Source organism: Streptomyces sp. NPDC056222 (assembly GCF_042264065.1).
In the GTDB taxonomy this organism is placed as follows: Bacteria; Actinomycetota; Actinomycetes; order Streptomycetales; family Streptomycetaceae; genus Streptomyces.
Genome location: NZ_JBHJTL010000016.1, coordinates 1 through 13,702, shown reverse-complemented (window position 1 = coordinate 13,702; position 13,702 = coordinate 1). Strand labels below are relative to the sequence as shown.

The 13,702-nt window shown below is 72.8% G+C and carries 13 protein-coding genes; 9 read left to right on the top strand and 4 right to left on the bottom strand.

Annotation, left to right across the window (positions count from 1 at the left end; all coding sequences use genetic code 11):
* Window positions 1-194: 194 nt before the first annotated feature.
* The 3 genes from ACFC0D_RS10710 to ACFC0D_RS10700 all read right to left on the bottom strand — a co-directional run bounded on the left by ACFC0D_RS10710 (window position 195) and on the right by ACFC0D_RS10700 (window position 3,136).
* Entirely contained in the window at window positions 195-965 is a 771-nt protein-coding gene (locus ACFC0D_RS10710) for an SDR family NAD(P)-dependent oxidoreductase (RefSeq protein WP_376433349.1), read from the bottom strand.
* Window positions 962-2,080 (bottom strand): sulfotransferase, encoded by a 1,119-nt coding sequence (locus tag ACFC0D_RS10705; RefSeq protein ID WP_376433347.1) that lies wholly within the window; start codon window positions 2,078-2,080, stop codon window positions 962-964. The genes ACFC0D_RS10710 and ACFC0D_RS10705 overlap by 4 nt, the downstream gene beginning before the upstream one ends.
* A gap of 162 nt (window positions 2,081-2,242) precedes the next feature.
* Complete coding sequence (locus ACFC0D_RS10700) at window positions 2,243-3,136, bottom strand: family 3 encapsulin nanocompartment shell protein (RefSeq protein WP_361850374.1); 894 nt, start codon at window positions 3,134-3,136, stop codon at window positions 2,243-2,245.
* Between the two features lie 271 nt (window positions 3,137-3,407).
* Between ACFC0D_RS10700 and ACFC0D_RS10695 the strand changes: the two genes are divergently transcribed.
* The 8 genes from ACFC0D_RS10695 to ACFC0D_RS10660 all read left to right on the top strand — a co-directional run bounded on the left by ACFC0D_RS10695 (window position 3,408) and on the right by ACFC0D_RS10660 (window position 11,418).
* On the top strand, window positions 3,408-4,403 hold the full coding sequence (locus ACFC0D_RS10695) for a LysR substrate-binding domain-containing protein (protein ID WP_376433345.1): 996 nt from the start codon (window positions 3,408-3,410) through the stop codon (window positions 4,401-4,403).
* Window positions 4,404-4,539: 136 nt separating this feature from the next.
* Entirely contained in the window at window positions 4,540-4,722 is a 183-nt protein-coding gene (gene lysW / locus ACFC0D_RS10690) for a lysine biosynthesis protein LysW (protein ID WP_329115996.1), read from the top strand.
* A 45-nt stretch (window positions 4,723-4,767) separates the two neighbouring features.
* Window positions 4,768-5,631: a RimK family alpha-L-glutamate ligase gene (locus ACFC0D_RS10685; RefSeq protein WP_376433342.1), complete on the top strand. Its 864-nt coding sequence runs from the start codon at window positions 4,768-4,770 to the stop codon at window positions 5,629-5,631.
* Window positions 5,628-6,653 carry an N-acetyl-gamma-glutamyl-phosphate reductase gene (gene argC / locus ACFC0D_RS10680; RefSeq protein ID WP_376433340.1) on the top strand — a complete coding sequence of 342 codons (1,026 nt, stop codon included), beginning with the start codon at window positions 5,628-5,630 and terminating at the stop codon, window positions 6,651-6,653. Before ACFC0D_RS10685 ends, argC begins: the two co-directional genes overlap by 4 nt.
* Before the next feature lie 88 nt (window positions 6,654-6,741).
* Window positions 6,742-7,671: a transketolase gene (locus ACFC0D_RS10675; RefSeq protein ID WP_376433338.1), complete on the top strand. Its 930-nt coding sequence runs from the start codon at window positions 6,742-6,744 to the stop codon at window positions 7,669-7,671.
* Entirely contained in the window at window positions 7,668-8,636 is a 969-nt protein-coding gene (locus ACFC0D_RS10670) for a transketolase family protein (protein WP_376433336.1), read from the top strand. The genes ACFC0D_RS10675 and ACFC0D_RS10670 overlap by 4 nt, the downstream gene beginning before the upstream one ends.
* Window positions 8,633-10,276 carry an AMP-binding protein gene (locus tag ACFC0D_RS10665; RefSeq protein WP_376433334.1) on the top strand — a complete coding sequence of 548 codons (1,644 nt, stop codon included), beginning with the start codon at window positions 8,633-8,635 and terminating at the stop codon, window positions 10,274-10,276. The genes ACFC0D_RS10670 and ACFC0D_RS10665 overlap by 4 nt, the downstream gene beginning before the upstream one ends.
* Window positions 10,273-11,418 (top strand): acyl-CoA dehydrogenase family protein, encoded by a 1,146-nt coding sequence (locus ACFC0D_RS10660; protein ID WP_376433332.1) that lies wholly within the window; start codon window positions 10,273-10,275, stop codon window positions 11,416-11,418. Before ACFC0D_RS10665 ends, ACFC0D_RS10660 begins: the two co-directional genes overlap by 4 nt.
* Before the next feature lie 74 nt (window positions 11,419-11,492).
* On the opposite strand, the gene ACFC0D_RS10655 is transcribed toward ACFC0D_RS10660, so the two are convergent.
* Window positions 11,493-12,083, bottom strand: coding sequence for a CGNR zinc finger domain-containing protein (locus tag ACFC0D_RS10655; RefSeq protein WP_376433330.1), 591 nt, complete (start codon window positions 12,081-12,083; stop codon window positions 11,493-11,495).
* A gap of 74 nt (window positions 12,084-12,157) precedes the next feature.
* Here ACFC0D_RS10655 and ACFC0D_RS10650 point away from each other — a divergent pair, with 74 nt between their 5' ends.
* Window positions 12,158-13,633, top strand: coding sequence for an MFS transporter (locus ACFC0D_RS10650; protein ID WP_376433328.1), 1,476 nt, complete (start codon window positions 12,158-12,160; stop codon window positions 13,631-13,633).
* The last annotated feature ends 69 nt before the right edge of the window (window positions 13,634-13,702 follow it).

Sequence of the window (13,702 nt, the reverse complement as noted above, 5' to 3'; positions counted from 1 at the left end):
GCCGGCGAGGCCCCCTGCCGCGGTGTTCGGCGGGTTTGTCCGGGCTGCTCGGCAGGGCGGCCGGGCGGGGCTGTCCGGCCGGGTGGGGCCGGCGGGTTCGTTCGGCCGGGCAGGGCCGACGGGTCTGTACGGGCTGCTCGGTTTGGCAGGGCCGACGGGTCTGTACGGGTTGCCCGGCCGGGGGCGGCCGGGTGTCAGCCGATCCCTCGGGTGTTGCCGCCGTCCGCGACCAGCACGGCGCCGGTGACGAACCCGGCCTGTTCACCGGCGAGGAAGGCGACCAGGGCGCCCAGGTCCTCGGCCCGTCCGATCCGGCCCAGCGGGATCCCGGCGGCGACCTCGGCCAGGCGTTCCTCGACCTCGTCGCCGTACTGCACGTCGAGGATCGGGGTCCGGTGGAAGCCGGGCGCCAGGACGTTCACGGTCACCCCGGCCGGGCCGAAGGCGTGCACGAGGCCCTTCGCGAAGCCGAGGACGCCGAGCCGGGCCACCGAGGACAGTCCGCTGCCCGGATGGGGCTGGCGCACCGACTCGGAGGTGATCATGACGATCCGGCCCCAGCCGGCGTGCCGCAGATAGGGTGCCGCGGCCAGCGAGATCGACACATGGGGCAGCAGGTTGGCGTTGACGGCCTCCCGGTACTCGGCGACCTCGAAGTCCTCCACGGGGCCGAAGGGCACCCCGCCGGAGTTGGTGACGACCACGTGCAGCGCGCCGAACTCCGTGGCGGTGCGGCGCACCCAGGCGGCGGCGGCGTCCTCGTCGCCCAGGTCGACGACCGTGCTCAGCACCCGCCCCGTGCCGCAGGCGTCCACCTCCTTGTGGGCACGGGCCAGCCGCTCGGGGTCACGGCCGCAGATCGACACGTCGGCGCCCTCGGTGGCCAGGACGCGGGCCACGGCGAGGCCGATTCCGCTGCTGGACGCGGCGACCAGTGCGGAGCGTCCGGAGAGGCCCAGGTTCACGAGGCCTCACCTCGCGAGGGCGGTCCCGAGGTCCGCGAGGCCGGCCGTCCGGTCGGTCCGGAGCTCCTGCCGGAGCCCTGGCCGGTGCCCGCGCGGGAGCCGGAGCCGGCGCCCGCACGAGTGCCCGAGGCCGAGCCGGCACCCTTGCCCGAGTCCGATCCCGCGCCCGCGGCCGTGGTCCGGGCGGGCCGGACCGGGGCGAGCGGGTAGCCGTAGCGGGAGAGCAGGGGTGCGGCCGCCGCCGTGGCCGCCGCGATGTCGGTGCCGGGCAGTGCGGTGCGCCAGCGCTCGTCGGGGCGGATCTGGGTGACGCCGCGGCGCAGCCGGTCCGGATTGCCGGTGACGGTGTGGTTGGCGCCGAGCGGGATCCGGCCGGACGCGTCCACCGGGGATTCGTCGTCGAGGCCCGCGAAGCGCAGGACGCGGGTCGTCACCTCGCGGGGGTCGCGGGCCAGGTCCTCGTGACGGATGCGCAGATAGCGCTCGCCCGCCGTCCGGCCGACCAGTTCGGAGGCGAGGTTGAAGGCGGTCCAGTAGCCGCTGCTGCGGGCCGGGGACATGGGGTCGATGTAGTCCTTGGCGCTGCGGTAGGACAGCGCGGTGGCCCGCGGGTCCCGCACGATGTGCAGCACCCGGACGTCCAGGTCGGTGCGGCCCAGGAGCGCGGCCGCCTCCGCCGGGTACTTGGATCCGTCCACGATCAGGCGGTCGCCGCCGAGGGCGGCCACCTGCCGGTAGACGGAGGCCGAGTGGTCGAGGAGCTCCGTCACGCCGGGGGCGGTCGGGCGCTCACCGCGGGCCTCGGCGAGCCGGGCGGGGGTGTGCCGGGTGCGCAGCAGCGCCTGCTGGAGCGTGGCCATCCGGTGCGCGGTGTGATCGGCGGACCCCTCGGGCAGTGCCGCGAGGATGCCGGCCCAGAGGGGGCACTCGCGCAGCGGACTGCCGCAGCCGCAGCTGGAGTTGGTGCCGGCGCCGAGGACGCCGTTGCGCCAGAGGTAGTACAGCTCTCCGACGTGCCGGACGCCGGGGATCTCGTTGAGGACATTGCCGAGCAGGGTGCTGCCGCTGCGCATCCATCCGGTGATGTAGAGGACGCGCGGGGAGGGGCCTGTCATGGTGGTGGGGGTCCCTTCGTGGTGCCACCGACACGGTCGGACACGGATCGGGCGCGGGGCCCGACGTGATCGGGCGCGGGCCTGACGCGGTCGGGCGCGAACCCGAGTGTTCGGGTCGCCCCGGACACGGTCGTCGCGGGTCGGTCGCGGGGTCGGTCCGCGTCAGTCGCGGGTCAGCAGCAGGAAGTGCTGCGGCAGGTGGACGGCGAGACCGATCCGGCTGGTCGCCTCGATGGCGTCGGAACCGTCCGGACCCGCACCGCGGCGCAGCGCCAGGGAGGCCACCCCCGGGACGAGAAGGGTGACGGCGGCCCGGAAGTCGCCGAGGAGGATCTGGCCGCGCGGGATCATGCGGGTGCGCGAGACGGTGATGCCGGCCGCGCCCAGCTGGCCGAGGACACCGGCACGGACCAACTCCCAGTACGTGAACGGGTGGACGACGATCCCGTCGCAGGAGCCGCCCGTCTCCTCGACCTCGGCGGCAGCCTCGGTGATGGCGGCGTACACGTCCTCGCCGAGCGTGCCGCGGCGGATCTCCGGAAGGTTCAGCAGGCCGCTGATCGCTTTGTCGGCGCTGCCGTGCAGCAGCGTCTCGTTCTCGACGACGGAGAGCCGGACGAGCACGCGGTAGTCGACGAAGGACGCGAGCAGCGCGGGCTGGTCCAGCAGCCCGGCGGGCAGCGGCACGCGCACCGTCAGATCGGTGAGCTCGGCCTGCTCGAGGCGCGGGGCGAAGGCGCCCTCGGGGGTGGCCTGGTACGAGGTGCCGGCGGCGGCCAGCCGGGCGGCCGGCGGCTCGTGCACGAAGGTGACCGGCGCGTCGGCGACCGACGCCGTCTTCAGCAGGTGTCGTACGGCGTACCGCGGGCGGGTCGCGAACAGCGGGAAGACGGCCGGGAGATGGGCGCGGAAGGGCACCTCGTGGTCCTGGTCCGGGCCGGCGGCGCGCACCGACCAGGCGAACTCCTCACCCGGGCTGCGGGTGGCGAGGGCCGGGTCGGCGAGCTGTATCTGGACTCCCTGCTGCACTGCGGAATCTGCGGTGGCTGCCAGCATGACGTCTCCTCGGGTGTTCGGTGAAATGTTCGGTCGGCCATTCACATTAGGCACCCGACAGCATTTCGAGGGAGAAAGTCGATGGCTTGTATTTATGGCTCGAATAAGGGGCGTTGATTCCGGCCGCGGGACCCCTTCTTGAGCGTTGCACACCCGCCGTATGAAGATGTCACATCCGGTCCGTGACCGCATCCATGGCGCCGTCGAAACCGCCGACCCTAGGCTGAGCCGCAGACTTCACGGAACGCCCTTCGACGATGTGGGTGGGAGAATGCATCACGACTTGCAGATAAACAGGCTGAGGACTCTGGTGGCCGTCGTCGAACTCGGCGGTTTCCGGAGGGCGGCGGAGTCACTGCACATCACCCAGCCCGCCGTCAGCCAGCAGATACGCCAGCTGAGCGGTCTCATCCGGAGCCCGGTGTTCGCCTCCACGGGACGCAATCTGCGGCTCAGTCCGCGGGGCGAGGAGCTCCTGAGGTACGCCCGCCGGATGGTGGCCCTCAACGACGAGGCCGTCGACCGCTTCATCCCGCAGGCGGGCCAGCTCATGCTCTCGATCGGGGTGTCGAGCCAGCTCGCGGAGGTGCTGCCGGAGTTCCTCCGGCTGCTGAACCGGGGGATGCCCCAGGCCCAGCTGAGCGTGCGGACCGGGGCGAGCGAGGAACTGGCGGCCCAGCTGGCCGGCGGTCAGCTCGACGCGGCGCTGCTGCTCCAGACCGATCCGCCCGCCTCCGGCACGGACTGCCGGGAGCTGGGCAGGATGCGCATGGCCTGGTTCGGGCGGCCGGCCCACGGCGAGCGGGGCGCACTGCCCCTGGCGCTCTTCCCCGAGCCCTGCACGCTACGGGGCCGGGTCCGCGAGGTCCTCGACGCCTCGGGCATCGAGTGGCGGGTGGCGTACGAGAGCAGCGAGCTGATCGGACTGAGGTCGGCCGCCAAGGCGGGTCTCGGGATGACCTGCCTGGTCGCCAACGGGGACGAACTGTGGGGCCTGACCCCGTCCGTACGCCCCGGGCTTCCGGAGCCGCCCGAGCCGGTGCCGGTGACGATGGCGCTGGCTCCGGGAGGTGTACCGGAGGGCTTCACCGCCATCGCGGAGAAGGCCTTCCGCCAGGCCCTCCGGGGCTATCCCCTCACCTCGGAAACGCCCTCGGAAACGCCCGCCGGCACCGCCGCCGGCCCGACGTCCGCACCGGCCACCGCCACGGCCCCGGACCCCTCCGACTCCGCCGGCACTCCCGTGCTCGCGACCGCCGTGGCCTGACGGCCCCCTTCACGCCATAAGCATTCGCCCTCGTTCCGATCAGATCATGCGTCGGAGCAGCACGGAATAGGGCGCCGCAACGGCACTACAGTAATTTCCGATTCGCCAACTCCACGGAAGAATTGAGGAAATCGCCATGCAGGAAACCCTTGTCGCCCCCGAATGCCCCGAGTGCGACGCCGAGGTGTCGCTGGGAACCGATGCCCGGGTGAGCGAAATAGTCGAGTGCCCGGAATGCCGGCTGGAGCTGGAGATCGAGTCCGTCGAGCCGCCGCGACTTCTGCTCGCTCCCGAGGTCGAGGAGGACTGGGGCGAGTAACGGGTCCGGCCATCCCGACGAGAAGACGAGAAGGAGATTTCCCTGATGAGCTCTGCGGCAGCGCGACTCGGTGTCCTCGCCTCCCGGGTCCGGTTCGAGGAGAAGAACATCCTGACCGCGCTGGAGAGGCGCGGCGTCGCCTGTGAACAGATCGACCCCCGCGCTCTGTCGGTCCGGGCCGGAACGCCCTGGGACGGCCCGCAGATCGTGCTCAACCGCGAAGTGGGTCACTACCGTGCCCTGTACGCGGCTTCCGCACTGGAGTCGGCGGGCGTGACGGTACTCAACAGTGCCGCCGCCACGGCCGTCTGCGGGGACAAGTGGCAGACCTCGGCGGCCCTGGTCGCCCGGGGCCTGCCGACCCCGGAGACCACGCTCGCCCTGACCCCGGACGCGGCCCTGAAGGCCCTGGAGGAACTGGGCTACCCCGCGGTGATCAAGCCCCTGGTCGGTTCCTGGGGGCGGCTCGTCACCCGGGTCACCGACCGGGCGATGGCCGAGGCGGTGCTCGAGCACCTCGCGGCCCTGCCCTCCCCGCAGTCGCACATCGTCTACGTCCAGCGCGAGGTCGCCAAGGCGGACCGGGACATCCGGGTCCTGGTCGTCGGGGGCCGGGCGGTCGGGGCCACCTACCGCCGGAGCGAGGACTGGCGCACCAACGTCGCCCGCGGCGCGGTCAGCGAGCGCTGCCCGCTCGAAGCGGATCTCACCGAGCTCGCGGTCGCGGCGGCGGAGACCGTCGGCGCCTGTGTGGCGGGGGTCGACCTCCTGGAGGAGCCGGGCGGCCGGCTCACCGTCCTGGAGGTCAACGACCGGGTCGAGTTCCGCGGCCTGCAGTCGACCTACGGAACCGACCTCGATGTGGCGGACACCATCGCCGCCCTCCTGACAGCAAAGGCAGAGTCATGATCCGCGCGGCAGTGCTGGGAGCGGCCGGCTACATCGGCGGGGAGCTGCTGCGGCTGCTCGTCAACCACCCCCAGGTCGATCTGGTGGCCGCCACCTCGCGCACCCTCCAGGGACGTCAGATCGACGGCGTCCACCCCAATCTGCGCGGTCGCACCCGGCTGACGTTCTCGTCCGAGGACCAACTCCCCCGTGTCGACGTGCTGTTCCTGGCGACCCCGCACCGCGAGACGATGCAGCGGATGCCGGAGTTCCTCACCAGGGCGAATGTCGTCATCGACCTTTCCGGCGACTTCCGACTCGGCGACCCCGAGGTGTACGAGGACTACTACGGCACCCCGCACTCGGCCCCCGAGCTGATCGGCACCTTCGTCCAGGGGCTTCCGGAGCTCCACCGCGAGCGACTGCGCACCGCGGACCGGATCTCCGTGCCGGGCTGCATGGCCGCCGCCGGCATCCTCTCCCTCGTCCCGCTGGCCGAGGCCGGGCTCATCACGGGCGATGTCACGGTCGACGCCAGGACGGGCTCCAGCGGCTCGGGAGCCAAGGCGGGCGCGGAGAACCTGCACGCCGAACGCAGCGGCGCCCTCCGGGTGTTCGCCCCGACCCGGCACCGGCACGAGGCGGAGATCGCCCAGGCCACCGGGCACACCGTACGGATGTCGGCGACCGGTGTGGAAGCGGTCCGCGGCGTCCAGCTGCTGAGCCGGGCGACCCTGGCCGACGGAGTCGACGAGCGCGCCATCCGCTCCGCCTACCGGAGCCGCTACGCCGACGAGCCCTTCATGCGGATCGTCGCCGCCCGGCGCGGGATGCACCGCTTCCCCGACGCCAAGATCCTCTCCGGCTCCAACTTCTGCGACGTCGGGTTCGCCCTGGACCGGGGCGCGGCGACCGTCACCGTGATCGCGGCGCTGGACAACCTCGTCAAGGGCGGCGCGGGCAACGCGGTGCAGTGCATGAACGTGCGCTTCGGGGAGCCCGAGACGCGCGGCCTCGAGTTCACCGGCCTGCACCCCAACTGACCGTCACCCCCGCACCCTCCGCCGCCTCACCTCGGCAGCCCTGCCCCACCCATCAGCCGCCTCACGTACCAGCCGAAAGGACCCAGGCATGAGCAGCCCGCCTCTGCTGCGGGGCGCCCCCGCCCGCACCGATCTCACCGGCACCGGCCTCGACGAGCGCCGCCCGGACGCACCCGGCCCCGACGCGGCTGAGCTCGCCGACATCACCGGCCGGATCAGGGAGCACATCGTCGCCATGTGCGCCGGCCCCGAGGGCGGCCACCTGGGCGGGTCGATGTCGCTCGTCGAGATCCTGTCCGTCCTGTACTTCCGGGTCATGCGGCACGACCCCCGCTTCCCCGGCCTGCCCGAGCGCGACGTCCTGCTGCTGAGCAAGGGGCACGGCGGTATCGCCCTGTTCGCGACGCTCTGCGAGGCCGGCTACTTCCCGGCCGAGGACCTCGACGAGTACGCCAGGCCCGGCAGCCACCTGATGGCCCATCCGCACCCCGAGATCGCCGGCGTGGAGATCGCCTCCGGCTCGCTCGGTCACGGTCTCGCCCTCGGCGTCGGCTACGCACTGGCCAACCGCCTCGACGGCTCGGCCCGCCGCTGCTTCGTGGTGATGGGCGACGGCGAGCTCCAGGAGGGCTCGGTCTGGGAGGCCGCCTCGGTCGCCTCCGCACACCGGCTGAACAGCCTCACCGCGATCGTCGACCGCAACGGTCTCCAGATCACCGGCGGCACCGAGTCCGTCAACTCCCTGGAGCCGCTGGCCGATCGCTGGCGGGCCTTCGGCTGGCGCGTCGTCGAGGCCGACGGCCACGACGCGGAGGCGCTGACAGGTGCGCTGACGCTGCCCGCGGACCCGGACAGGCCCACCGTGATCATCGCCCACACCGTCAAGGGCAAGGGCGTGCCCTTCATCGAGGGCCAGGCCAAGAGCCACTACGCCCGACTGAGCGGACGGCAGCACCAGCGGGCGCTCAACGCGGTCCGTGCCTCGGCGGGCACCCCGACGGGCGGTGACCGTCGATGACCACGGCTCCCGCCCCCGCTCCGGCCCGCGCCGCCCGCGAGGTCTACCGCGACACGGTCGCCGAACTGCTCCCCGGCGAGCCGCGGCTGGTCGTCCTGGACAGCGACACCGGACTGTTCGGCGGGGTGGACTTCGGTTCCGCCGCCGACCGCTACCTCAACCTCGGCATCGCCGAGCACACCCTGATGGGCACGGCCGCCGGCCTCGCCCGGGAGGGCCGTATCCCGCTGGTCAACACCATGGCGGCGTTCGCCTCCTCCCGCGCGGTGGAGGCCGTGAAGATCGACATCGCGATGGGCAACCTTCCGGTGCTGATCGCGGCCACCCACTCCGGGGTGTCGGCCGGGCATCTCGGCCCGACCCACCACGCCCTGGAGGACCTCGCGGTGATGCGGGCCCTGCCCCACATGACCGTGGTGGTCCCGGGCGACGCGGCGAGCACGGAGGACCTGCTGCGCCAGGCGCTCACGCTGGGCGGCCCGGTCTACCTCCGGCTCGGCCGGGGCGCCACCCCCGATCTGCCCGCCGGTCCGCCGGTGCGGCTCGGCAAGGCCCAGCAGCTGCGGCACGGTACGGACATCACGCTGGCGGCCTGCGGGCCGTACCCGACGCTCGCCGCCCTGGAGGCGGCCGACCTGCTGGAGTCCGAGGGCATCACGGCGAACGTGCTGCATCTGCACACCGTCAAGCCGCTGGACACCCCGGCGCTGCTGAGCTCGCTCGGTGTGCGCGACACGGTGATCACCGTGGAGGAGCACTGGAGCTCCGGCGGCTTCGGCTCGGCGGTCGCCGAGGCGCTCAGCGCCGTACGCCCGGTGCGGGTGCACCGGATGGCGTTGCCGGACGAGTTCGTCCCCGTCGCCGGGAGCCAGCGCTATCTGCTCGAACGGGGCGGGGTCAGCGCGCGGGCGATCGCCGAGCGTGCCCGTGCCTCGCTCGATTCACGCCGTGGGGGCATCCGTTGACCGCCGCCGACACCTACCGCGCCGCCGGCTGGTGGCGGGACGAGACCGTCCTGCACGATCTGCGCCGCTGGGCCCGTGAGCAGCCGGACAAGCCGGCTCTGGTCTGTTACCAGGGAGCCGATCAGGAGACCCTGACCTATGCCGAGCTGGCCCGGCGGGTCGACCGGCTCGCGGTCGGTCTGCTCCGCCTCGGGGTCCGCCGCGGCGATGTGGTGACTCTGCAGATACCCAACTCCTGGGAGCTGGTGGCGCTCTGCCTGGCCGCCGCCCGGGTCGGCGCGATCGCGGGTCCGGTGGTTCCGGTGATGCGCCGGCGCGAGGTGGAGTTCATGACCCGGCTCACCGCGAGCCCGGTCTACATCGCCGCCGCCGAGGTGCGCGGCTTCTCCTACGGGGAGATGAGCGCCGAGCTCGCCGAGGCCGTGCCGACCCTGCGCCACCGGGTGCTGCTCGGTGCCGGGACCGGTGACATCGAGGCCGGCGCGCTGGACTTCGCACGCGATCTGTACGAGCCCGAGCCGGACCCGGAGCTGCTCGCCTCCCTCGACGCGATCGAGGCCGGGCCGGACGACGCCGCCCAGATCATGTTCACCTCCGGGACCACCGGCGAGCCCAAGGGTGTGCTGCACAGCCACAACACCCTGTACTCGATGAACAAGGCGCAGGCCGACGTGCTCGGTCTGACCGGTTCAGAGGTGACCGCGATGGGGTCGCCGACCACCCATCAGGCCGGGTTCACCTGGAACTTCGTGATGCCGCTGCTGCTCGGCGCGACCGCCGTGCAGGTGGACCGCTGGGATCCGCGGCAGATGCTGCGGACGCTCCAGGAGCAGCGGGTGACCTTCTTCATGGGCGCCCCGACCTTCCTCTCCGACCTGATCCACACCCAGCGCGAGACGCCCCACGACCTGTCGGCGCTGCGCAGCTTCGCCACCGGCAGCGCGCCGATAGCGCCGCTGCTCGTGGAGGACGCGCGCGAGGTGCTCGGCTGCCGGGTGTACGCGCTGTGGGGCATGACGGAGAACGGCTGTGTCACCGTCACCCGCCCCGAGCAGCCGCCGCTGCGCGCCGCCGAGAGCGACGGCACCACCGTGCCCGGCATGGAGGTGCGGATCGTCGGCAAGGACGGCGAGCCGGTGGCGCCGGGCACCGCCGGACATCTCCAGGTGCGCGGGTCCGCCCAGTGCCTGGGCTACTTCCGGCGCCAGGAGGTGTACGACGCCTCGCTGACCGCGGACGGCTGGTTCGACACGGGTGATCTCGCCCGGGCCGACGGCCACGGCGGGATACGGATCACGGGCCGGGTCAAGGACGTGATCATGCGGGGCGCCGAGAACATCCCGGTGGTGGAGGTCGAGGCGGCTCTGCTGCGCCACCCCGTGGTCAGGGACGTCGCCGTGGTCGGCTACCCGGACGAGCGGCTCGGCGAGCGCGCCTGCGCGTTCCTCGTGACCACCGGCGCGGCCGCCCCCGACCTGGAGGGCGTGCGCAGCCACCTCGCCGGGCTCGGCATGGCGCGTACGTACTGGCCCGAGCGGCTGGAACTGGTGCCGGCGCTGCCGAGGACACCCTCCGGAAAGATCCAGAAATTCGCTCTGCGGGACCGGCTCCGGGCCCAGGAAGGACGCACGGCCTCATGAACTACGCCTTCACCGCGCGGCAGGACGAACTGGCCAAGCGCATAGAGGAGTTCGCCGGCGAGAAGATCGCCCCGCACCGACAGGAGAACGACCGGCGCGGCGCGTACCGCCCGGGTCTGATCGAGGACATGGCCGCGGCCGGTCTGTTCGCGCTGCGGGTGCCCGAGGAGTACGGCGGGCAGGGGCTCGACGCGGTCAGCGCGGGCATCGCGCTCGAGAAGCTGGCGGCGGCCGATCTGTCCGTGTGCTTCCCCGTGCTCAACGCCGCGCTCATCGGCGGTGTCCTGGCCGCCAACGGGAGCCCGGAACAACTGGAGCGCTGGCTGCCGCCGATCGCCCGCGGCGAGGCCGTGGTCGCGCTCGCGCTGACGGAGGCCGGGCACGGGACGGACGCGGCGGGCATCGAGATGCGCGCCGAGCCCGACGGCGACGGCTGGCTGCTCTCCGGCGAGAAGACCTCGATCATGGTCACCGCGTACGCCACCCACGCGCTGGTCTTCGCCCGGACGGGCGGCGAGGGCGCGCACGGCATCAGCGCGTTCTACACCCGGCTCGACGGCGACCGGGTCCGCAAGGAGACGCTGACCGACCTCGGCTGCCGTTCCGGCGGACGCGGCCGGATCGTCTTCGACGGTCTGCGGGTCGGGCCCGAGGACCTGGTCGGGACGCCCGGCGGGGGCTTCGGCGCGGTGATGCGCGGCTTCGGGGTCTCCCGGGCGTACATCGCGCTGATGGCGATCGCCGTCGGGGACGCCGCCCTCGCCGAGGCGTACACGCACGCGACCGGGCGCACCGCCTTCGGGCAGCCGATCAGCCGCTTCCAGTCGGTGGTGTTCCCGCTCGTCGAGCACACCACGCTGCTGCACGCGGCCCGGCTGGTCTCCTTCGAGGCGCTGTGGAAGGCGGACCGGGGCGAGGATCCCCGTATCCCGTCGAACATGGCCAAGTGGTGGGCGCCGAAGGCGGCCGTGGAGGCGGTGCACCAGGCGCTGCTGACCATGGGCCACCAGGGGTGGAGCGAGGACGGCCCGGTCGCCCAGCGGCTGCGTGACGTCATCGGCCTCCAGCTCGCGGACGGCACCGCGGCGGCCACCAAGCTGACCGTGGCGCGGATGCTGCTCGGCAAGGAGTACGCGCCGTGACCGCCCCGGTGGCCGAGAGTCCGGTCGGCGCGTTACGGCCGGCGGACGCCGTACGGTCCGTGGCCGCGCTGCTGTCAGCGGGCGCCGGCCGGGGTCCGGAGCCCCTGACGGTAGGTCTGCATCTTGGAGCGCGTGCCGCAGACGGCCATGGAGCACCAGCGGCCGCTGCGGTTGCGGGCCCGGTCGTAGAAGGCCCACTCGCAGCGGTGCTCGTGACAGGCCTTCAGCCGCTGCCAGGAGCCGTCGCCGGCGGCCTCGACGACGATCGCCAGGATCTGACCGATCATGCCCCGGGTGCCGGTGCCACCGGGGCGCAGGCCGGGGACGCCGTCGGCGTCGAAGGCCAGGACCAAGGGGCAGTCGGCGGCGACGCGTTCGACGACGGCGCGGGCCGCCGGGTCGACGTCGGCGCCGTTGTTCTCCCGCATGAGGGCGCGCAGCGCCTCCCGGACCTCGACCGCCTCGACGCGGTCGGGCTCGGAGGGGGCGAGGGCTCCCGCGGGGAAGCCCTGCCGCTCCATCCACCGCGTCAGCCCCGCGACGGACGTGAACTCGTCCGGCCCGAACTCGACATTGACGCTGTTGACGAAGGACTGCACCAGAGCGAGCCGGCCGGGGGCCACCTCACGGTCGCCCGGCTGTCGCACGCGCTTGGGTTCCGTCATCCCGCAGACCCTACCGGCCAATCACTTTCGCCGGTATCCCCCGCTCCCGCTCGTCTCCCCGTGAAAGGAACATCATGACCAGCTCCACCAGCACGGCCGGGTCCACCCGGCCGCCGCTCGGCCTGCTGTGCGCCGCACAGTTCATGCTCGTCCTCGACTTCGCCATCGTGAACGTCGCCCTGGGCGCCATGCAGCGTGACCTCGGGTTCACCGCCAGTGGACTGCAGTGGGTCGTCGGCGCGTACGCGCTCTTCTACGGCGGTTTCCTGCTGCTCGGCGGCCGTGCCGGTGACGTCTTCGGCCGCAAGCGCATGTTCGTGACCGGTCTGGCGGTCTTCACGATCGCCTCGCTCGTCGGCGGCATCGCCAACGAGCCGTGGATCCTCGTGCTCGCCCGCGCGGTCCAGGGCCTGTCGGCCGCCGCCGTCTCCCCCGCCGTCCTCGCGATGATCGCCGGCGGCTTCCCCGAGGGCCCCGAGCGCGTGAAGGCGATGGGCGTCTTCGGCGCGGTCTCCTCGGCCGGCTTCACCGGTGGTGTGGTCGCGGGCGGTCTGCTCACCGAGTTCCTGACCTGGCGCGCCGTGATGCTCGTCAACGTCCCGGTCGGCATCCTGCTCGTCGCCCTGGCCGCCCGTCGGCTCCTCGCCGACCACAAGGGCACCGGCTCCTCCAAGCTCGACCTGCCCGGCGCGATCCTGGTCACCTCGGCGATGTGTGCCCTCACCTACGGTCTGACCGAGGCCTCCGACGAGGGCTGGGGCGCCACGAGCGTCCTCGTCTCGCTGGGTGGCGGCGCCGCCCTGCTGATCGCCTTCCTGATCGTCCAGACCCGCGTCTCCGGGCCGCTCGTGCCGCTGTCGATCTTCCGTAACCGCGCGCTGTCGGCGGGCAACGGGATCGCGTTCCTGTCCGGTGGCGTGATGTCGGTGTCGACCTTCTTCATCACGATGTACATGCAGCAGGTGCTCGGCTACTCCGCGCTGCGGGCGAGCATGGGCTTCTTCCCGCAGGCCTTCGTGGTCTTCCTGGCGAGCCTCCCGGTCGTCAAGCTCACCCACAGGCTCGGTGCCCGCAACGTGCTGATCGCCGGCGGTGTGCTGCTGGCCGCCGGTGCGGGGCTGCTGGCGCAGGTGACCGCGGACAGCTCGTACTGGCTGGGCGTGCTGCCCGGCGGTGTGCTGATCGGCCTCGGCGTGACCGTGATGATGATCTCCACCGCCATCGCGGGCACCAGCGGTGTCAGCGGACCGCAGATGGGCCTGGCCTCCGGTCTGTTCAACTCCAGCCGTCAGCTGGGCGTCGGCATCGGCCTCGCTGTCGGCGTCGCCCTCGCCGGCGTGGTGCACGGCGCCAAGGTCGCGACGATCCCGGTCAGCGGCTTCCAGGGCGCCTTCTGGTTCACGACCGGCCTCTCCGTGGCCATCGTCGTGGTCTCGGTCCTCGGTCTGCGGCGCACCGCCGTGGCCTCGGCCGCGCACACCGCACCTGCCGCCGCCCCCTCCGGCGGCGAGAAGAAGGCCACGGTCGGCGCTCCGGCCACGGCGAAGTAGGTCCCAGCTGTTGATTCCGGCGGCCGGGCCCCGGGGGTGGGGGGCCGCCCCCCCCCCCGAAAAGGGGCA